This window comes from Pseudothauera nasutitermitis, from assembly GCF_004801295.1.
Classification (GTDB): domain Bacteria; phylum Pseudomonadota; class Gammaproteobacteria; order Burkholderiales; family Rhodocyclaceae; genus Pseudothauera; species Pseudothauera nasutitermitis.
In genome coordinates this window covers 258,987-277,551 of record NZ_SSOC01000005.1, presented here as the reverse complement: position 1 = coordinate 277,551, position 18,565 = coordinate 258,987, and the positions used below count along the sequence as shown (strand labels likewise).

Sequence of the window (18,565 nt, the reverse complement as noted above, 5' to 3'; positions counted from 1 at the left end):
ATCTCGATAATCAATTAGAACGATCTTGTGCACTGCCGTATCATTCACCCATCGAGTTTCGATCAACCCCTGTCAAACCCCTAGGAGGACTGCTACATGGCTTCTCTGATCAACACCGAAATCAAGCCTTTCAAGGCCACCGCCTACCACAACGGCAAGTTCGTGCCGGTTTCCAGCGACGACCTGAAGGGCAAGTGGTCCGTCGTGTTCTTCTACCCGGCCGACTTCACCTTCGTGTGCCCGACCGAGCTGGGCGACCTGGCCGACTACTACGCTGAACTGCAGAAGATCGGCGTCGAGGTGTACTCCGTGTCCACCGACACCCACTTCACCCACAAGGCCTGGCACGACGCTTCCGACACCATCAAGAAGATCCAATTCCCGATGGTCGGCGATCCCACCGGCACGATCTCGCGCAACTTCGAAGTGCTGATCGAGGAAGAAGGCCTGGCCCTGCGCGGCACCTTCGTGATCAACCCGGAAGGCCAGATCAAGGTCGCCGAGATCCACGACCTGGGCATCGGCCGCTCCGCCAAGGAACTGGTCCGCAAGATCCAGGCCGCCCAGTACGTCGCCACCCACGACGGTGAAGTCTGCCCCGCCGCCTGGACCCCGGGCGCCGAGACCCTGGCTCCGTCGCTGGACCTGGTCGGCAAGATCTGATCGTCACGCTGCCGCTGCAACACCGCGCCGGACCGCAGGGTCCGCGCGGTGCGCGAAACCAGCCGGCGCCGCCGGCTGTTTTTTTGTCTGAACAACCCTACCGGGAACCACGCCATGCTGGACGCCAACATCAAGACGCAACTGAAAGCCTACCTGGAGAAAGTCACCCAGCCGCTCAAGATCACGGCTTCGCTGGACGATGGTGAGAAGTCCCGCGAAATGCTGGCGATGCTGGGCGACATCGCCGAACTGAGCAACAAGATCACCCTCATCGAACGTCGTGATGATGCCGAGCGCAAGCCCTCGTTCCGCATCAACCGCGCGGGCGCCGACCTCGGCGTGCATTTCGCCGGCCTGCCGATGGGGCATGAATTCACCTCGCTGATCCTCGCGCTGCTGCAGGTCGGCGGTCATCCGCCCAAGGTGGAAGCCGACGTGATCGAGCAGATCCGCAACCTGGATGGCGATTTCGTCTTCGAGACCTATATTTCCCTGTCCTGCCACAACTGCCCGGAAGTGGTGCAGGCGCTCAACCTGATGGCCGCGCTGAACCCGCGCGTGCGCCACACCATGATCGACGGCGCGCTGTTCCAGGACGAGGTCAATGAACGCAAGATCATGGCCGTGCCCACGGTGTTCCTCAACGGCGAGGAATTCGGCCAGGGCCGCATGGAACTGGGCCAGATCCTCGCCAAGGTGGATACCGGCGCCGCCAAGCGCGCCGCCGCCAAGATCGCCGGCAAGGAGACCTTCGACGTGCTGGTGGTGGGCGGCGGCCCGGCCGGCGCGGCCGCGGCGATCTACGCCGCGCGCAAGGGCATCCGCACCGGCATCGTCGCCGAGCGTTTCGGCGGCCAGGTGATGGATACGCTGGCCATCGAGAACTTCATCTCGGTGAAGGAAACCGAAGGGCCCAAGCTCGTCATGGCGCTGGAAGAGCACGTCAAGCAGTACGAGGTAGACGTGATGAACCTGCAGCGCGCGGTGAAGCTGGTGCCGGGCGACGTGCATGAAGTGCAACTGGAAAACGGCGCCGCGCTCAAGGCCAGGACCGTGATCCTGGCCACCGGCGCGCGCTGGCGCGAGATGAACGTGCCGGGCGAGAAGGAATTCCGCGGCAAGGGCGTGGCCTACTGCCCGCACTGCGACGGTCCGCTGTTCAAGGGCAAGCGCGTGGCGGTGGTGGGCGGTGGCAACTCCGGCGTGGAAGCGGCCATTGATCTGGCCGGCGTGGTGGCCCACGTGACCGTGCTGGAATTCGCCGATTCGCTGAAGGCCGATGCCGTGCTGCAGAAGAAGCTCGCCAGCCTGCCCAACGTCGAGGTCATCAAGAACGCCCAGACGCTGGAAGTCACCGGCACCGACAAGGTCAATGGCCTGGTGTACAAGGACCGCGCGAGCGGCGAGGAAAAGCGCGTCGAGCTCGAAGGCATCTTCGTGCAGATCGGCCTGCTGCCCAACACCGACTTCCTCAAGGGCGCGGTGGAACTCTCGCGCTTCGGCGAGATCATCGTGGATGCCAAGGGGCAGACCTCGGTGCCGGGCGTGTTCGGCGCGGGCGACTGCACCACGGTGCCGTACAAGCAGATCATCATCGCCATGGGCGAGGGTGCCAAGGCTTCGCTGTCCGCTTTCGACCACCTGATCCGGGTCAGCGCGCCGGCCTGATCGCGCGTCGCCCCCGATTCGTTCGCCCCGCCGCGCGCGGGGCGTTTTGTTTTGGGCGTCCGGCAAGGCAAACTTGCGGGTTTGCGGGCCGAAGCCCATGCAGGAGAAACTTGTGTTCCGCTGGTTCGAAAACCGCGTAGATCCGTACCCGGACCGCCCGCCGGCCTCCACGCCGCGCGGCTTCTTCACCTTCCTGTGGGCAGGCACCGAGGGCATGCGCCCGTTCATCGCCGGCATGACCCTGCTCACCGCCGCCATCGGCGTGTTCGAGGCCCTGCTGTTCGCCATGCTGGGCCGCGTGGTGGATTGGCTGGCCGCCGTGGAGCCGGCGCGCCTGTGGGCGGAAGAGGGCGGCACCCTGCTGCTGCTGGGGGGCATCGTGCTCGCCAGCATCGTGCTGGTGGCGGTGCAGACCCTGCTCAAGCATCAGGCGCTGGCGGGCAACTTCCCCATGCGCCTGCGCTGGAACTACCACCGCCTGCTGCTCGGCCAGAGCATGAGCTTCTTCCAGGACGAGTTCGCCGGACGGGTATCCGCCAAGGTCATGCAGACCGCGCTGGCGGTGCGCGACACCTGCATGATCCTCACCGACATCCTGGTATTCGTGATCATCTACTTCATCACCATGGTGGTCGTGGTGGCCGGTTTCGATGCCTGGCTGCTGCTGCCCTTCCTGGGCTGGCTGGCGCTGTACGGGGTGGCGCTGCGCTGGTTCGTGCCGCGCCTGTCGAAAGTCTCGCGCGCGCAGGCCGACGCCCGTGCGCTGATGGTCGGGCGCATCACCGACGCGTACACCAACATCGCCACGGTCAAGCTGTTCTCCCACGCCGGGCGCGAGGCGGGCTACGCACGCTCGGCGATGAAGGAGTTCATGCACACCGTGCACGGCCAGATGCGTCTGGTGAGCGGCATCGAGATCGTCAATCACACCCTGTCCATGCTGCTCATCATGGCCACCGCCGGGGTGGCGCTGTGGCTGTGGACGCAGGGCGAGGTGGGCCTGGGCGCGGTGGCGGCGGCCAGCGCCATGGCGCTGCGCCTGAACGGCATGTCGCATTGGGTGATGTGGGAGATGGCCTCGCTGTTCGAGAACGTCGGCACGGTGCAGGACGGCATCAACACCCTGTCGCGTCCGCGTACTGTGCTGGACCATCCGGGCGCGCAGGCACTGGTTGTGCCGCGCGGCGAAGTGCGTTTCGAGCAGGTCGGCTTCGCCTACGGCGCGCAGGGCGAGAACGCGCGGCGGGTGATCGACGACTTCTCGCTGACCATCCGCCCCGGCGAGAAGATCGGCCTGGTGGGGCGCTCGGGCGCGGGCAAGTCCACGCTGGTGAATCTGCTGCTGCGCTTCCACGATCTGGAGAGCGGGCGCATCCTGATCGACGGTCAGGACATCGCCGGGGTCACCCAGGAAAGCCTGCGCGCGGCCATCGGCATGGTCACCCAGGACACCTCGCTGCTGCATCGCTCGGTGCGCGACAACATCCTCTACGGCCGCCCGGATGCCACCGAGGAGCAGATGGTCGCCGCCGCGCGGCGCGCCGAGGCGCACGAGTTCATCCTCACGCTGAGCGACCCGAAGGGGCGCACCGGCTATGACGCCCACGTGGGCGAGCGCGGCGTGAAGCTCTCCGGCGGGCAGCGCCAGCGCATCGCCATCGCCCGCGTGATGCTCAAGGACGCCCCCATCCTGCTGCTCGACGAGGCCACCAGCGCGCTGGATTCCGAAGTGGAGACCGCCATCCAGGAAAGCCTCTACCGCCTGATGGAAGGCAAGACCGTGGTGGCCATCGCCCACCGGCTGTCCACCATCGCGGCGATGGACCGGCTGATCGTCATGGACGGCGGGCGCATCGTCGAGGAGGGCGACCACCGCAGCCTGCTGGCGCGTGGCGGTCTGTACGCGCGCCTGTGGGCGCACCAGAGTGGCGGTTTCCTGGGCGACGAACTGGACGAGGAGGAAGGCGCGCTGGCCTGAGCCGGCCGCCCGTTCAGCCCTGCGTGGCGCGGGCCGCCGCGCGCCAGTCGCGTTCGCCGGCGAGCACGGCGCGCGCGTCCAATGCGCGGATTGGCGCGCCTGCCTCGCGCGGGATCAAGCCGGCGAGCTGCAATTGCAGGTAGCGCGTGCAGGTGACGCGCAGAAAGGAAGTGAAGTTGGCGCCGTCGCCGAGCGCGCCGGCTTCGTCCAGCTCGTCGTGCAGGCGGCTGACCAGCTGCGGCACGCTCAGGCCGTCGCGCCGGCCGATTTCTTCCAGCGCCTGCCAATACACGTTTTCCAGGCGCAGGCTGGTGGCTACGCCGCGCAGGCGGATCGAGCGGGCGCGCGAGGCGTACAGCCCGGGGTCGGCGGAGGTGAAGATCTGGCACATCGGGCGCTCCGGTGGGGGCGGGCGATGCCTGTAGTGTAGATGCCCGCGCGCCGGATCGCAGAAAGGGAGGACGGTCCGGCGCGCGGGCGCACGCGCAGGCGCTTCAGTGCGCGATGCGCGTGCCCAGCACGGCGAGGAACTGCGCGAGCCATGCCGGATGCGCCGGCCAGGCCGGCGCGGTGACCAGCTTGCCGTCGGTGACGGCCTGGTCGATGGGGATGTCGGCGTAGGTGCCGCCGGCCAGTTCGACCTCGGCGCGGCAGGCCGGGTAGGCCGAGCAGTGCCGCCCTTCCAGCACGCGCGCGCCGGCCAGCAGCTGGGCGCCGTGGCACACCGCGGCCACCGGCTTGTCGGCCTCGAAGAAGTGGCGCACCGCCTTCACCACGGCGTCGTTCTGGCGCAGGTATTCCGGCCCGCGTCCGCCGGGGATCAGCAGCGCGTCGTAGTCCGCCGGGTCGATGTCGGCGAAGCTGGCATTGAGGGTGAAGTTGTGCCCGCGCTTCTCGCTGTAGGTCTGCTGGCCCTCGAAGTCGTGGATGGCGGTGGCGATGGCCTCGCCCGCCTTCTTGTCCGGGCACACCGCGTGCACCGTGTGGCCGACCGCCAGCAGGGTCTGGAAGGGCACCATGGTTTCGTAGTCTTCGCAGAAATCGCCGCAGATCATCAGGATCTTCTTGCCCATCGTCGTCTCCTCGTTGTTGTGAGCAGGGCGCGATCGAGCGCGCCGTCCGCGCAGTGTGCGCGTGGTGGCGGCGGGGCGGGTGGTAACGGAGTACCGCGCGCGGCCTTGAATGGCACACGGCGGAAAAGAAAAACCCGGCCGCCAGGGACCGGGTTTTTCGGGTGTGTGGTGGTGATGGGCGGAATCGAACCGCCGACCTACGGGTTATGAATCCGTCGCTCTAACCGTCTGAGCTACATCACCATCAAGCCTGCTAATATAGCGGCTCTGTAATTGACGCGTCAATAGCGGCGGGCGATGGCGCGATAGTGGTGCGAGCCTAGATGAAGAAGCTGTACATCCGTACCTTCGGGTGCCAGATGAACGAGTACGACTCCGACAAGATGGCGGACGTGCTCGGCGTGGCCGAGGGGCTGGAAAAGACCGACAACCCGGAAGAGGCCGACGTGATCCTCTTCAACACCTGTTCCGTGCGCGAGAAGGCGCAGGAAAAGGTGTTCCACGACCTCGGCCGGGTCAAGCACCTCAAGCAGGCCAGGCCGGAGCTGATCATCGGCGTGGGCGGCTGCGTGGCCAGCCAGGAAGGCGAGGCCATCGTGGCGCGCGCGCCGTATGTGGATGTGGTGTTCGGCCCGCAGACCCTGCACCGCCTGCCCAAGCTGATCCAGGCGCGGCGCAGTTCCGGGCGTTCGCAGGTGGACATCTCCTTCCCGGAGATCGAGAAGTTCGACGCCATGCCGCCGGCGCGCGTGGAAGGCGCGAGCGCCTTCGTCTCCATCATGGAAGGCTGCTCCAAGTACTGCACCTTCTGCGTGGTGCCCTACACGCGCGGCGAGGAAGTCTCGCGCCCGCTGGAGGACATCCTCACCGAAGTGGCCGGGCTGGCCGGGCAGGGCGTCAAGGAAGTGACCCTGCTGGGCCAGAACGTGAACGCCTGGCGCGGCACGCTTTCCCGCGACAGCGACGAAACCGGCGATTTCGCCTTCCTGCTCGAATGCGTGGCGGACATCCCCGGCATCGAGCGCCTGCGCTACACCACCTCGCATCCGCGCGAGATGACGCCGCGCGTGTTCGAGGCCTACGCCCGCATCCCCAAGCTGGTCTCGCACCTGCACCTGCCGGTGCAGTCCGGCTCCGACCGCGTGCTGGCGGCGATGAAGCGCGGCTACTCGGTGCTCGAATTCAAGTCGGTGGTGCGCAAGCTGCGCGCCGCGCGGCCGGATCTGTCCCTGTCCTCGGACTTCATCGTGGGCTTCCCCGGCGAGACCGAGGAGGATTTCGAGAAAACCTTGAAGCTGGTCGAGGAACTCAATTTCGATACCTCGTTCAGCTTCGTCTATAGCGCGCGCCCCGGCACGCCCGCCGCCGATCTGGAAGACCCGGTGCCGCAGGAGACCAAGCTGCGCTGGCTGGCCCGCCTGCAAAAGCAGCTGGAAGACCAGGCCCAGGCCATCAGTCAGGCCATGGTGGGCAGCGTGCAGCGCATTCTGGTGGAAGGGCCGTCGAAGAAGAGCGCGGACGAATTCGCCGGGCGCACCGAGAACAACCGCGTGGTGAATTTCCCCGCGCTGTCGCCGAACCGCGACCGGCTGATCGGCCAGTTCGTCGACGTGACCATCACCGCCGCGCTGCCGCACAGCCTGCGCGGGGAAATCCTGCTGCGGGAGTCCTGATGAGCGAAGCCGTGGAGCTGGTACTGGAGCCGGTGGACAACGAACGCCTGGCCAATCTGTGCGGTGCGCTGGACGAAAACCTGCGGCAGATCGAGCGCGCGCTGGACGTGAGCATCGCCCGGCGCGGCGAGCGTTTCACCTTCGGCGGCGAACCCGCCGCGGTGGGGCGCGCCGTGGAGGCGCTGAAGGGCTTCTACGCCAAGGCCGACACCCATCTGTCGCTCGACGACCTGCAACTGGCGCTGATCGAGATCGCCACGCGTGCCGAACCAGCCGCCGGCGCATCCAGCGCCGCGCCCACGCTGCTCACCCGCAAGCACGAACTGCACGGCCGCACGCCGCGCCAGGTCGAATACCTGTGCAACATCCAGGAGCACGACATCACCTTCGGCATTGGCCCGGCCGGCACCGGCAAGACCTATCTGGCGGTGGCCAGCGCGGTGGATGCCTTCGAGCGCGAGAAGGTCGAGCGCATCATCCTCACCCGCCCGGCAGTGGAAGCCGGCGAGCGCCTGGGCTTCCTGCCCGGCGATCTGGCGCAGAAGGTCGATCCCTATCTGCGTCCACTGTACGACGCGCTGTACGACCTGATGGGCTTCGACCGCGCCGCCAAGCTGTTCGAGCGCGGCGCCATCGAGGTCGCGCCGCTGGCCTTCATGCGCGGGCGCACCCTCAACCACGCCTTCATCATCCTCGACGAGGCGCAGAACACCACGCCCGAGCAGATGAAGATGTTCCTCACCCGCATCGGCTTCGGCGCCAAGGCGGTGGTCACCGGCGACGCCACGCAGATCGACCTGCCGCGCGGCACCCGCAGCGGCCTGCTGGAAGCGCGCGAGGTGCTGGCCAGCGTGCGCGGCATCGCGTTCACCGAATTCCAGAAGGAAGACGTAGTGCGTCATCCGCTGGTGATGCGCATCGTCGAAGCCTACGACCGGCGCGCCGCCCAGCGTCCCGCCGACAAGGAGCGCCCGCATGGCGAAGAATCCTGAAACCCGGATCGTCGCCTACGACGCCGACGGCAAGCCCCGGCGCATCGCCGCCGAGCGCCTGGAAATCGACCTGGGGCGCGGCCGCAGGGTGGTCATCGACTTTCCTGCGCAGGCCTGGGGCGACCTCGACATCGAGGCGCAGAGCGACGAGGGCACGCCCTTCATCGGCGTGCTGCCGGGCGCCTGCAACCTGCTCACCCTGCGCGTCGATGCGCATCACGACGCCGCGCCGGTGGAGCTCGGCGAACTGCCTGCGCCCGCGCATGAACCCGAACTCGCGCTGACCGTGCAGAAAGCGCTCGGCGAGGCCGACAAGGCGTTCGCCCCGCGCAAGCACCGCATCCGCCGCTGGGCGCGCGCCGCGCTGCGCCGCGACGCCGAAGTCACCGTGCGCCTGGTCGGCGAGGAAGAGGGCCGTGCCCTCAACCGCGACTATCGCGGCAAGGACTACGCCACCAACGTGCTCACCTTCGTTTACGGCGAGGGCCTGCCCGCCGAGGCCGCGGCCGGCGCCCCGCTGGCGGGCGATCTGGTGCTGTGCGTGCCCGTGGTGGCGCGCGAGGCCGCCGCGCAGGGCAAGGACCTGGAGGCCCACTACGCCCACCTGGTGGTGCATGGTATGCTGCATCTACAGGGATACGACCATGACGCCGACACCGACGCGGCGGCCATGGAGGCGCTGGAAACGGAGATTCTCGCCGCCTTGGGATATCCCGATCCGTATGCCTGAAGGGTGCCGGTGCGCGCGGTGAGGCGTCAGGCGTGCGCAGGGCAGCACGGAGCGTGCTGGTGGCTGCCCACCCCTGATTCCTTACCTGCCATGCGAGATGGACAGTAGCCCCCCCAGTAAACCGACTTTCATGGAACGGCTCTCCGCCCTGATGGGGCGCGAGCCGGAAGACCGCGAGCAGCTTATCGCGCAGCTCCACGCGGCCTGCGAGCGCAACCTGCTCGAAGCCGACGTGCTCTCCATCATCGAAGGCGCCCTGCAGATCTCCGAAATGCAGGTGCGCGACGTGATGCTGCCGCGCGCCCAGATGGACGTGATCCGCCTGGACGACCCCATCGACGAAATCGCCGCCTTCGTCATCGACACCGCCCATTCGCGCTTCCCCGCCGTCGGCGAGAACAAGGACGACGTGGCCGGCATCCTGCTCGCCAAGGATCTGCTGCGCTACTTTGCCGGGCGCGAGTTCGACCTGCGCGCCATGCTGCGGCCGGCCGTGTTCGTGCCGGAATCCAAGCGCCTCAACGTGCTGCTGCGCGAATTCCGCGTCAGCCGCAACCACATGGCCATCGTCGTCGACGAATACGGCGGCGTGGCCGGGCTGGTGACCATCGAGGACGTGCTGGAACAGATCGTCGGCGACATCGAGGACGAATACGATCTGGACGACGGCGGCGACAACATCCGCCTGGTGCGTCCGGGGCGCTACCGCGTCAAGGCCACCACCGAGATCGCCGATTTCAACACCGCCTTCGCCACCGAACTGGCCGACGAGGAATACGACACCATCGGCGGTCTGCTGATGCACCGCTTCGGCCACCTGCCGCAGCGCGGCGAAACGCTGGCCGTGGATGGCCTGCATATCCAGGTGCTGCGCGCCGACACCCGGCGGGTGCATACCCTGCTGGTGGAGCGCGCCGGCGTGCCGCCGGAAATCGTCGGCGGCTGATGCGCGCGCGCTTCTCCCTGCCGCTGGCCTTCGGCGCCGGCGCCTTCTCGGTGTTCGGCCATGCGCCGTTCGAGCTGTTTCCGGCCGCCTTCGTGGCGCTCGCCGCGCTGGCCGCCCTGCTGGCGCGCGCCGACGGTGCGAAGCGGGGCTTCCTGCTCGGCTGGCTGTGGGGGCTGGGCGCCTTCCTGGCCGGGGTGTCGTGGCTGTACGTCGCGCTCCACCGCTACGGCGGCATGCCTGCGCCGCTGGCCGGGCTCGCCATCGTGCTGTTCAGCGGCTATCTCGCGCTCTTTCCCGCGCTGGCCGGTGCGCTGTTCGTGCGCCTGCGCCCCGCCTGCGGCGTGCTCGCGCCTGCGGCGCTGTTCGCCGGTCTGTGGCTGCTCGGCGAGTGGCTGCGCGGCTGGCTACTCACCGGCTTCCCGTGGCTGGCGGTGGGCTATACGCAGCTGCCGCCCAGTCCGCTGGCCGGCTATTTTCCGGTGCTGGGGGTGTATGGCGTGGGCGGGCTGGTGGCGCTGTGCGCGGCCGTGCTGGCCTTTCTGCCGTGGCGCCGGCTGACGAACGCCGGGCCGGCGCTGGCCGTGCTGCTGGCGGTGGGCGTGGCGGGCGCCGCGCTCGGGCGGGTGGCGTGGACCGCGCCGGCAGGCGAGCCGCTGCGCGTGGCCCTGTTGCAGACCAACATCGAGCAGGGGCTGAAATGGCAGCCCGAGCGCCTGCTCGACTGGCTGCGCACCAACCTGCGCCTGCTGGAGGAAAACCCGGCGGAACTGGTGGTGCTGCCGGAAACCACCCTGCCGCTGCTCGCCGAACAGTTGCCCGAGGGCTATCTCGACCTGTTCGGCGAGCGCATGCGCGCGGCCGGCGGCGACGTGGTGTTCGGCGTGTTCACCCGCGATGCCGGGGGCAACATCTTCAACGCTGCGCTGAGCGCCGGGCGCTCGCCCGTGCAGTCCTACGCCAAGCGCCATCTGGTGCCCTTCGGCGAGTATTCGCCGCCGCTGTTCGGCTGGTTCTACCGCCTGGCGGACATCCCCATGTCCGACCAGACGCGCGGCCCCGCCGCGCAGCCGCCGCTGCGCCTGGGCGCGCAGCGCGTGGCCATCAACATCTGCTACGAGGACCTGTTCGGCGCCGAACTGCTGCACGCCCTGCCCGAGGCCACGCTGCTGCTCAACCTCTCCAATCTGGCCTGGTACGGCGATTCCTTCGCCCAGCCCCAGCACTTGCAGATCGCCCGCGCGCGCGCGCTGGAAACCGGCCGGCCGATGCTGCGCGCCACCAACACCGGCATGACCGCGGTGGTGCTGCCGGACGGCTCGGTGCAGGCCGTGCTGCCTGCCTTCCGCGAAGGCGCGCTGCACGCCGAGGTGCGCGGCCATCAGGGGCTGACGCCCTATGCGCGCTGGGCCGACTGGCCGGCGTTGGCGCTGGGGGCGTTGGGCGTTCTGTTCGCGGCCTGCCGCCGCCGCGCCCCGCACGCCGGCAAATGCCAGTAAAATCCACGTCTTTGCGTCCGCCGCGCGGCTCCCGCCGCCCGCTACCATGTCCGTTCAGAAACCGACCTTCCAGCAAGTCATCCTGACGCTCCAGCAATTCTGGGGCGAACGCGGCTGCGTGCTGTTGCAGCCCTACGATCTCGAAGTGGGCGCCGGCACCAGCCACACCGCCACCTTCCTGCGCGCCATCGGCCCGGAGCCGTGGAACGCCGCCTACGTGCAGCCCTCGCGCCGCCCCAAGGACGGGCGCTACGGCGAGAACCCCAACCGCCTGCAGCACTACTACCAGTATCAGGTGGTACTCAAGCCCTCGCCGCTGAACATCCAGGAACTCTACCTGGACAGCCTGCGCGCGCTGGGCATCGACCCCGGCGTGCACGACATCCGCTTCGTCGAGGACGACTGGGAAAACCCCACGCTGGGCGCCTGGGGCCTGGGCTGGGAAGTGTGGCTGGACGGCATGGAAGTCACCCAGTTCACCTACTTCCAGCAGGTCGGCGGGCTGGACTGCAAGCCGGTGCTGGGCGAGATCACCTACGGCCTGGAACGCCTGGCCATGTACCTGCAGGGCGTGGAAAACGTCTATGACCTGGTGTGGGCGGTGTACCCGGACGGCTCCAGGGTGAGCTACGGCGACGTGTTCCACCAGAACGAGGTGGAGCAGTCGAAGTTCAACTTCGAGCATTCCAACGTCGAATTCCTGTTCTCGCTGTTCGCCAACTACGAGTCCGAGGCCAGGCGCGTGATGGAAGCCGGCCTGGCCCTGCCGGCCTACGAGCTGGTGCTGAAGGCCGCGCACACCTTCAACATGCTGGACGCGCGCGGCGCCATCTCGGTGACCGAGCGTGCCGCCTACATCGGCCGCATCCGCAACCTGTCGCGCGCCGTCGCCCAGGCCTATTTCGAATCCCGCGAAGCGCTCGGCTTCCCGATGCTGAACAACAAGGAGGCCGCGCAATGACGGCCCGCAAGCAAGCCACCCTGCTCGTCGAACTGCTCACCGAGGAACTGCCGCCCAAGGCCCTGCCGCGCCTGGGCGAAACCTTTGCCGGCAAGATTGCCGAGGGCCTCAAGGCCCGCGGCCTGGCCGATGCCGGCGCCGGCTTCCGCTGGTTCGCCAGTCCGCGCCGTATCGCCATCGTGATGCCCGGTGTGCTGGATCAGGCGGAGGCGCAGGAAGTCACCGAGAAGCTGATGCCGGTGTCCGTGGCGCTGGACGCGGAAGGCAAACCCACGCCCGCGCTGCGGAAGAAGATGGAGGCCAAGGGCATTCCCGCCGAGGCCGTGGCCGGTTTCGAACGCCGCCTCGACGGCAAGGCCGAGGCGCTGTTCCACACCGCCACCGTGGCTGGCGCGCAGTTGGCCCAGGTGCTCGCCGGCATCGTGCAGGACGCGGTGAAGGCGCTGCCGATCCCCAAGGTGATGCGCTGGGGCGATGGCGAGGCCACCTTCGTGCGCCCGGTGCACAAGCTGGTGATGCTGCACGGCGCCGACGTGGTGCCGGGCCGCGTGCTCGACCTGGATGCCGGGCGCACCACGCGCGGGCACCGCTTCATGAGCCGGGGCGACATCGACATCGCCACGGCGGAAGCCTACGAGCCCACGCTGCTGGCCGAGGGCAAGGTGGTGCCGGACTTCGCCGAGCGGCGCGCCGACATCGAGCGCCAGTTGCTGGCCGAGGCCGCGCGCCTGGGCGCGCAGCTGGGCGAGCATGCCGACCTGCTCGACGAAGTGAGCGCGCTGGTGGAGCACCCGACGGTGTACGTCGGGGAATTCGAGGCCGAATTCCTCGCCGTACCGCAGGAATGCCTGATCCTCACCATGCAGGCCAACCAGAAGTACTTTCCCCTGTTCGACGCCGCCGGCAAGTTGCAGAACCGCTTCCTGATCGTCTCCAACATGCGGGTGAGCGACCCGGCCAACATCGTCTCCGGCAACGCCCGCGTGGTGCGTCCGCGCCTGTCGGACGCGCGCTTCTTCTTCGAAACCGACAAGAAGCACAAGCTCGACTCCCGCCTGCCGCGCCTGGGCAACGTGGTCTATCACAACAAGCTCGGCAGCGTGCTGGAACGCGTCGAGCGCCTGGAAGCGCTGGCTGGCCGCATCGCCGCCCGCCTGGGCGCGGACGAGGCCGCCGCACGGCGCGCCGCGCGGCTGGCCAAGGCCGATCTGGTCACCGAGATGGTCGGCGAATTCCCCGAACTGCAAGGCATCATGGGACGCTACTACGCGCTGGCCGACGGCGAGGGCGAAGTGGTTGCCGATGCCATCCAGGCGCATTACCAGCCGCGCTTCGCCGGCGACGCGCTGCCGGCCGGCAACATCGCCGCCGCCGTGGCGCTGGCCGACAAGCTGGACGCGCTGGCCGGCTTCTTCGGCATCGGCCTGGTGCCCACCGGCGACAAGGATCCGTTCGCCCTGCGCCGCGCCGCGCTCGGCGTGCTGCGCATCCTCATCGAAACGCCGCTGCCGCTGGCTCTCGACGAACTCATCGACGAGGCCGCCGCCGGCTTCAAGCCCGGCCTGCTGAGCGTCGAGGGCCATCGCGCGCAACTGCTCGATTTCCTCTTCGAGCGCCTGCGCCATCTGCTGCGCGGCGACGAGCAGCAGCCCGGCCATGCGCCGGACGTGATCGACGCGGTGCTCGCCCTGCGCCCGGCGCGCATCGACCTGGTCCCGGTGAAGCTCGATGCCGTGCGCGCCTTCCGCGCCCTGCCGGAGGCCGAGGCGCTGGCCGCCGCCAACAAGCGCATCGTCAACATCCTGAAGAAGGCGGAAGGCACGCTGGGCGAGCCGGACATTGCGCTGTTGCAGGAGGCGGCCGAGAAGGCGCTGTTCCACCGCGTCGTGGAAGTCGCGCCGCTGGTGCGCTCGCACGTGGACAACGAGGACTACGCCGACGCGCTGTGCGTGCTGGCCGGCCTGCGTGCCGAGGTGGACCGCTTCTTCGAGGAGGTCATGGTGATGGCCGAGGAACCGCTCACCCGTGCCAACCGCCTGGCCCTGCTCAACCAGCTGGCCGGGCTGATGAACCGCGTCGCCGACATCTCCCGCCTGTCCGCCTGAGGCGCATGCCGTGAAGCTGATCATCCTCGACCGCGACGGCGTCATCAACCACGATTCCGACCAGTTCATCAAATCGCCGGACGAGTGGAAGCCGATCACCGGCTCGCTGGAAGCCATTGCCCGCCTCAACCAGTGGGGCTGGCGGGTGGTGGTGGCGACCAACCAGTCGGGCGTGGGGCGTGGGCTGTTCGGCATGGACACGCTCAACGCCATCCACGAAAAGATGGTGAAGAGCCTGACCCAGGCCGGCGGCCGCCTGGACGCGATCTTCTTCTGCCCGCACGCGGCGGATTCCACCTGCGAGTGCCGCAAGCCGCGCCCCGGCATGCTGCGCGAGATCGGCGCGCGCTTCAACGTGCCCCTGGAAGGCGTGCCGATGGTCGGCGACAGCCTGCGCGACCTGCAGGCCGGCTTGGCGGTGGGCTGCAAGCCCTACCTGGTGCTCACCGGCAAGGGGCAGAAAACCCGGGAGGACCCGGACCTGCCGCCGGGCACCGAAATCTATCCCGACCTGGCCACGCTGGTGGCCGACCTCACCGCCTGACGGTGCTCCGCCGCGTCCGGCGGCTTTTTGGGAATTCCCGCCCGTGTTCGTCTTCCGTTCCGTTCTGTTCGCCCTGATCCTCGTCGTGGTGACGCTGCCGTATGCCATCTTCGGCACGCTGCTGTTTCCGTTTTCCGCGCGTGTGCGCCACCGCCTGATCACTTTTTGGGCGCCGCTCATGCAGTGGTTCATCTGGCACGTGCTGGGCATCCGTTACCGGGTCATCGGGCGGGAGAACATTCCTGCGGGCGCTGCGGTGGTCCTCGCCAAGCACCAGTCGGCCTGGGAAACCATCGCCTTCCAGAAGATCTTTCCGCCGTTGTGCTTCGTGCTCAAGCGCGAGTTGCTGCGCATTCCCTTCTTTGGCTGGGCGCTGGCGCAGGTGCCCGGCATCGCCATCGACCGCGCCGCCGGCAAGGATGCGTTGGCGCAGGTGATCGAGCAGGGCTGCGAACGCCTGAAGGAGGGATACTGGATCGTGGTGTTCCCCGAGGGCACGCGGGTGGCGCCGGGCGCCACCCGGCGCTACAAGCCGGGTGGCGCGCTGCTGGCCCGGCGCGCCAGGGTGCCGGTGGTGCCGGTGGCGCACAATGCCGGCGAGTTCTGGCAGCGCAATGCCTTCTTCAAGCGTCCGGGCGAGATCACCGTGAGCATCGGGCCGGTGATCCAGACCACGGGCCGGCGGACCGAGGCGATCAATGCCGAGGCGGAGCGCTGGATCGAGGCGGAAATGCACCGCCTGTTCCCGCACCATTATCAGGACGGAAAGGCGCCGCAGCAGGCCGGGGACGCGGCAGCCGACTGAGCGTCCGGCCGCCTTGCCGGGCGGCGTCGCGCGCGTCGCACAAAATGAAAAGCCCCGCCGGAGCGGGGCTTTTTCATATCCGGGCGGAGAGCCCGGAGCGCGCGGCAGGGAAGGCTTAGGCAGCCTTCTTGCTGGCGGTGGTCTTGGTGCCGGTGCTGACGGCCTTCACGGTGGCGTTGGTCGCGGCGGCCACGTTGGCTTCGGCGATCTCGGCGACCTGCTTGGCGGCCTTGCTCAGGCTGTCGTAGGCGCTGTTGGCGGCGGCGATGGCGGACTTGACCGCGGCCACGGCCACGTCGGAACCGGCCGGCGCGGACTTGGCGGCCTTGTCCAGCGCGGTGGCGACACCCTTGTTCAGTTCGGCGACCTGGGCTTCCAGCAGCTTGGAGACTTCTTCCTGGCTCTGCGAGGTGATCTCGTACACGCTGCGGGTGTAGGCCACGGCCTTCTCGACCAGCGGCTGGGCCAGCGAGGTCTGCAGGCTGATCAGCTCCTGGGCGTCCTTGACGGCCAGCAGGGCCTTGGCGTTGGACACGCCGTCTTCCAGCAGGGAGCGGGCGGTGTTCAGGTTCAGCGCGGCCAGACGCTCGGCGTTGGCGAAGGCGCTGTTGGCCAGGGTCAGCAGGGTTTCGATGTTGGCTTTGTTGTAGGCGGCGAACTGTTCGGGGGTGGCAACCATGTGGATCTCCTTCATTGATTTGGGTGGATTTCAATGCGCCTGCAATTCCGGATGGAATTGCTGCGGTGCATCATGCATCCGATTATAGGTGCACCCCTTGCCAAGTCAAGCGACATCTGGTGCGTCGCAGCACTCTGTTTCAATGAGTCGATTCAAACGGTTAACCAATGTTGTGGTTGTCTGCCAGGAAGCCTGCCGATTCCCCAGAATGGGTATCGCAATCCAGCGTGGGCGTTGCGTGTGCCGGGCAGGCTGGCGGGCACGAAAAAGCCGGCCATGAAGGCCGGCTCGGGCGGGCGGCCTGCCGGCCGCGGTGCCCTGGATCAGCGGTGCTTGAACTGCGCCTTGCGCTTTTCCACGAAGGCGGCCATGCCTTCCTTCTGGTCTTCCAGCGCGAAGGCCGCGTGGAATTGCCGGCGCTCGAACAGCAGGCCTTCGGCGAGGCTGCTTTCGTAGGCACGGTTGACCGATTCCTTGATCATCATGACCACCGGCAGGGAGTAGCCGGCAATGGTTTCGGCGGCGGCCAGCGCCTCGTCGAGCAGCTTGTCGGCCGGCACCACGCGGGACACCAGGCCGGCGCGTTCGGCTTCGGCTGCGTCCATGAAGCGCGCGGTGAGGCACAGGTCCATGGCCTTGGCCTTGCCGACGGCGCGCGGCAGGCGCTGGGTGCCGCCGGCGCCCGGCAGGATGCCGAGCTTGACTTCGGGCTGGCCGAACTTGGCGGTGTCGGCGGCGATGAGCAGGTCGCAGGTCATCGCCAGTTCGCAGCCGCCGCCCAGCGCGAAGCCGGCCACCGCGGCGATCACCGGTTTGCGGCAGGTCTTCACGCGTTCCCAGTTGCGCGTGATGTAGTCGCCCTTGTAGGCGTCCATGTAGGAGAAGCCGGCCATCGCGCCGATGTCGGCGCCGGCGGCAAAGGCTTTCTCGGAGCCGGTGATGACGATGGCGCCGATGTTCTCGTCGGCCTCGAAGCCGTCGAGGGCCAGGCCGATTTCATCGATCAGCGCGTCGTTGAGCGCGTTGAGGGCTTGCGGGCGGTTCAGGGTGATCAGGCCGACGCGGCCGCGCGTGTCGACCAGGATGTGGGTGTAGCTCATGCGGTCTCCTCGAGTTGTGGGGCTACGGGTTACTGCTGGGGAGCGGTGGGGCTGGCAGCGCCCTTGGGCTGGATCACCGCGCGCACGCGTCCGCCGGATTGCGGCGAGCTGCCCGGGGCGTTGGTCACCACGTAGTTCTCGCTGATCGCGTCGTACTCGATGAAGTTGCCGCGCACCTCGTCGCCGCCGCTCTTGACGAGGGCGCGCACGAAAAGGCGGGCGCGCTCGGTGCGGCTGTCGTATTCGATGCGCTCGGCCTCGCCCTCGACGTATTCGTTGGTGCCTTCGCGGCGCTGGCGGAAGGTGGCCAGGCGGTTGTCCAGGGCGGTGGCCACGCCGGTCTGGAAGCCGTCCGCGCCCTGGGTGACGACCAGCTTGTCGCCGCGGATCTGCAGCGTGCCCTGGGTGAGGATGACGTCGCCTTCGAAGATGTGCGTCTTGGTCCGGTCATCCACGTTGACCTGGTTGGCCTCGATGTTGACCGGTTGTTCGCGGTCGGCGCGCTCGGCGAGCGCCGGCATGGCGGCGAGCGTCAGGAGACAGAGCAGGGCGGTGCTGACTGGACGGTTCATGGCGGGTTCCGGCCGCTGCGCGGCATGGTGGCGTTGACCCTGCCGGGCAGGTGCAGGGTTCCGAAGAGATTGTCGGCGCGCATGCCCTGCGCGTGGATGACGGTGGTGCCGCGGGTGAGCACCACCGGGTCCTTGGTTTCCGCGCGGTGGTCGTCCGGCCAGACCGTCAGCGACTCGGAGCGGAAGGTGGAATCGGCCTGGCCGGGCGTGCTGCGGCGTCCGCGCACGTCGCCGCGCAGCAGCACCTCGTCGCCGTTGCGGTAGGCCTCGCCGCTGTTGGCAGTGAGGTAGAGCACGCTGTCGGCGGCGTTGTGGCGCAGGCGGGGCTGGGTGAGTTCGGTGATGTCGGTGTGCGGGTAGTGCACGATGTGGTCGGCCAGCAACTCATAGCGCTGCCGGCCCTGGGGGCTGTAGCTGACCAGGCGGGTGTTGTCCGCGGAGAAATCCGCCTTGCCGCGTTCGGCGATCGGGGTACGGCTTTCGGTCGGGGCGCTGATGCGTTCCAGCCAGATGGTCGCGCCCGCCAGCAGCGCCAGGGCGGCGATGGGGTAGAAGCGGTGCAGGTGGGTACGCATGCCGC

The 18,565-nt window shown here is 68.2% G+C and carries 18 protein-coding genes and 1 tRNA gene; 12 read left to right on the top strand and 7 right to left on the bottom strand.

All coding sequences use genetic code 11. The features are described 5' to 3' along the window. Positions 1-96: 96 nt before the first annotated feature. From ahpC to E6C76_RS14450, 3 genes are all read left to right on the top strand, one after another. Positions 97-663 carry an alkyl hydroperoxide reductase subunit C gene (gene ahpC / locus E6C76_RS14460; protein WP_136348945.1) on the top strand — a complete coding sequence of 189 codons (567 nt, stop codon included), beginning with the start codon at positions 97-99 and terminating at the stop codon, positions 661-663. A gap of 114 nt (positions 664-777) precedes the next feature. Next, on the top strand, positions 778-2,331 hold the full coding sequence (gene ahpF / locus E6C76_RS14455) for an alkyl hydroperoxide reductase subunit F (RefSeq protein WP_136348944.1): 1,554 nt from the start codon (positions 778-780) through the stop codon (positions 2,329-2,331). 97 nt (positions 2,332-2,428) lie between these two features. Then, positions 2,429-4,309, top strand: a complete 1,881-nt coding sequence (locus E6C76_RS14450) for an ABC transporter ATP-binding protein (protein ID WP_136348943.1) — start codon at positions 2,429-2,431, stop codon at positions 4,307-4,309. A gap of 13 nt (positions 4,310-4,322) precedes the next feature. Here E6C76_RS14450 and E6C76_RS14445 read toward each other — a convergent pair whose 3' ends face one another. The 3 genes from E6C76_RS14445 to E6C76_RS14435 form a co-directional block, all read right to left on the bottom strand. Then, complete coding sequence (locus E6C76_RS14445) at positions 4,323-4,700, bottom strand: ribbon-helix-helix domain-containing protein (RefSeq protein WP_136348942.1); 378 nt, start codon at positions 4,698-4,700, stop codon at positions 4,323-4,325. 103 nt (positions 4,701-4,803) lie between these two features. Then, complete coding sequence (locus E6C76_RS14440; RefSeq protein ID WP_136348941.1) at positions 4,804-5,382, bottom strand: DJ-1/PfpI family protein; 579 nt, start codon at positions 5,380-5,382, stop codon at positions 4,804-4,806. A gap of 166 nt (positions 5,383-5,548) precedes the next feature. Continuing rightward, positions 5,549-5,625 (bottom strand) — tRNA-Met (locus E6C76_RS14435). Between the two features lie 80 nt (positions 5,626-5,705). On the opposite strand from E6C76_RS14435, the gene miaB reads away from it, so the two are divergent. The 9 genes from miaB (at position 5,706) to E6C76_RS14390 (ending at position 15,634) form a co-directional block, all read left to right on the top strand. After that, positions 5,706-7,055 (top strand): tRNA (N6-isopentenyl adenosine(37)-C2)-methylthiotransferase MiaB, encoded by a 1,350-nt coding sequence (gene miaB, locus E6C76_RS14430; RefSeq protein ID WP_136348940.1) that lies wholly within the window; start codon positions 5,706-5,708, stop codon positions 7,053-7,055. After that, positions 7,055-8,047: a PhoH family protein gene (locus E6C76_RS14425; protein WP_136348939.1), complete on the top strand. Its 993-nt coding sequence runs from the start codon at positions 7,055-7,057 to the stop codon at positions 8,045-8,047. Before miaB ends, E6C76_RS14425 begins: the two co-directional genes overlap by 1 nt. Then, positions 8,031-8,777, top strand: coding sequence for an rRNA maturation RNase YbeY (gene ybeY, locus E6C76_RS14420; RefSeq protein ID WP_136348938.1), 747 nt, complete (start codon positions 8,031-8,033; stop codon positions 8,775-8,777). The genes E6C76_RS14425 and ybeY overlap by 17 nt, the downstream gene beginning before the upstream one ends. Before the next feature lie 97 nt (positions 8,778-8,874). Continuing rightward, on the top strand, positions 8,875-9,723 hold the full coding sequence (locus E6C76_RS14415) for an HlyC/CorC family transporter (RefSeq protein WP_136348937.1): 849 nt from the start codon (positions 8,875-8,877) through the stop codon (positions 9,721-9,723). Next, entirely contained in the window at positions 9,723-11,219 is a 1,497-nt protein-coding gene (lnt, locus tag E6C76_RS14410; RefSeq protein WP_136348936.1) for an apolipoprotein N-acyltransferase, read from the top strand. The genes E6C76_RS14415 and lnt overlap by 1 nt, the downstream gene beginning before the upstream one ends. 46 nt (positions 11,220-11,265) lie before the next feature. Continuing rightward, positions 11,266-12,180: a glycine--tRNA ligase subunit alpha gene (glyQ, locus tag E6C76_RS14405; RefSeq protein ID WP_136348935.1), complete on the top strand. Its 915-nt coding sequence runs from the start codon at positions 11,266-11,268 to the stop codon at positions 12,178-12,180. Continuing rightward, a complete protein-coding gene (glyS, locus tag E6C76_RS14400; protein WP_136348934.1) occupies positions 12,177-14,285 on the top strand; it encodes a glycine--tRNA ligase subunit beta in 2,109 nt (702 codons plus the stop codon). Before glyQ ends, glyS begins: the two co-directional genes overlap by 4 nt. A gap of 10 nt (positions 14,286-14,295) precedes the next feature. After that, positions 14,296-14,829, top strand: coding sequence for a D-glycero-beta-D-manno-heptose 1,7-bisphosphate 7-phosphatase (gene gmhB / locus E6C76_RS14395; protein WP_136348933.1), 534 nt, complete (start codon positions 14,296-14,298; stop codon positions 14,827-14,829). 43 nt (positions 14,830-14,872) lie between these two features. Next, positions 14,873-15,634, top strand: a complete 762-nt coding sequence (locus E6C76_RS14390) for a lysophospholipid acyltransferase family protein (protein ID WP_136348932.1) — start codon at positions 14,873-14,875, stop codon at positions 15,632-15,634. A 115-nt stretch (positions 15,635-15,749) separates the two neighbouring features. On the opposite strand, the gene E6C76_RS14385 is transcribed toward E6C76_RS14390, so the two are convergent. From E6C76_RS14385 to lptC, 4 genes are all read right to left on the bottom strand, one after another. After that, positions 15,750-16,313 carry a phasin family protein gene (locus tag E6C76_RS14385; protein WP_136348931.1) on the bottom strand — a complete coding sequence of 188 codons (564 nt, stop codon included), beginning with the start codon at positions 16,311-16,313 and terminating at the stop codon, positions 15,750-15,752. Positions 16,314-16,636: 323 nt separating this feature from the next. Beyond that, positions 16,637-17,413, bottom strand: a complete 777-nt coding sequence (locus tag E6C76_RS14380) for an enoyl-CoA hydratase (protein WP_136348930.1) — start codon at positions 17,411-17,413, stop codon at positions 16,637-16,639. A 29-nt stretch (positions 17,414-17,442) separates the two neighbouring features. Continuing rightward, entirely contained in the window at positions 17,443-17,985 is a 543-nt protein-coding gene (lptA, locus tag E6C76_RS14375) for a lipopolysaccharide transport periplasmic protein LptA (RefSeq protein ID WP_136348929.1), read from the bottom strand. Then, on the bottom strand, positions 17,982-18,560 hold the full coding sequence (gene lptC / locus E6C76_RS14370; protein WP_136348928.1) for an LPS export ABC transporter periplasmic protein LptC: 579 nt from the start codon (positions 18,558-18,560) through the stop codon (positions 17,982-17,984). Before lptC ends, lptA begins: the two co-directional genes overlap by 4 nt. Positions 18,561-18,565: the final 5 nt, after the last annotated feature.

What these genes read in the sequence shown, in the direction of transcription:
- ahpC (WP_136348945.1), top strand. Translation starts at nt 97, where the DNA reads ATGGCTTCTCTGATCAACACCGAAATCAAGCCTTTCAAGGCCACCGCC.
- ahpF (WP_136348944.1), top strand. Translation starts at nt 778, where the DNA reads ATGCTGGACGCCAACATCAAGACGCAACTGAAAGCCTACCTGGAGAAA.
- E6C76_RS14450 (WP_136348943.1), top strand. Translation starts at nt 2,429, where the DNA reads ATGCAGGAGAAACTTGTGTTCCGCTGGTTCGAAAACCGCGTAGATCCG.
- E6C76_RS14445 (WP_136348942.1), bottom strand. Translation starts at nt 4,700, where the DNA reads ATGTGCCAGATCTTCACCTCCGCCGACCCCGGGCTGTACGCCTCGCGC.
- E6C76_RS14440 (WP_136348941.1), bottom strand. Translation starts at nt 5,382, where the DNA reads ATGGGCAAGAAGATCCTGATGATCTGCGGCGATTTCTGCGAAGACTAC.
- miaB (WP_136348940.1), top strand. Translation starts at nt 5,706, where the DNA reads ATGAAGAAGCTGTACATCCGTACCTTCGGGTGCCAGATGAACGAGTAC.
- E6C76_RS14425 (WP_136348939.1), top strand. Translation starts at nt 7,055, where the DNA reads ATGAGCGAAGCCGTGGAGCTGGTACTGGAGCCGGTGGACAACGAACGC.
- ybeY (WP_136348938.1), top strand. Translation starts at nt 8,031, where the DNA reads ATGGCGAAGAATCCTGAAACCCGGATCGTCGCCTACGACGCCGACGGC.
- E6C76_RS14415 (WP_136348937.1), top strand. Translation starts at nt 8,875, where the DNA reads ATGGACAGTAGCCCCCCCAGTAAACCGACTTTCATGGAACGGCTCTCC.
- lnt (WP_136348936.1), top strand. Translation starts at nt 9,723, where the DNA reads ATGCGCGCGCGCTTCTCCCTGCCGCTGGCCTTCGGCGCCGGCGCCTTC.
- glyQ (WP_136348935.1), top strand. Translation starts at nt 11,266, where the DNA reads ATGTCCGTTCAGAAACCGACCTTCCAGCAAGTCATCCTGACGCTCCAG.
- glyS (WP_136348934.1), top strand. Translation starts at nt 12,177, where the DNA reads ATGACGGCCCGCAAGCAAGCCACCCTGCTCGTCGAACTGCTCACCGAG.
- E6C76_RS14385 (WP_136348931.1), bottom strand. Translation starts at nt 16,313, where the DNA reads ATGGTTGCCACCCCCGAACAGTTCGCCGCCTACAACAAAGCCAACATC.
- E6C76_RS14380 (WP_136348930.1), bottom strand. Translation starts at nt 17,413, where the DNA reads ATGAGCTACACCCACATCCTGGTCGACACGCGCGGCCGCGTCGGCCTG.
- lptA (WP_136348929.1), bottom strand. Translation starts at nt 17,985, where the DNA reads ATGAACCGTCCAGTCAGCACCGCCCTGCTCTGTCTCCTGACGCTCGCC.
- lptC (WP_136348928.1), bottom strand. Translation starts at nt 18,560, where the DNA reads ATGCGTACCCACCTGCACCGCTTCTACCCCATCGCCGCCCTGGCGCTG.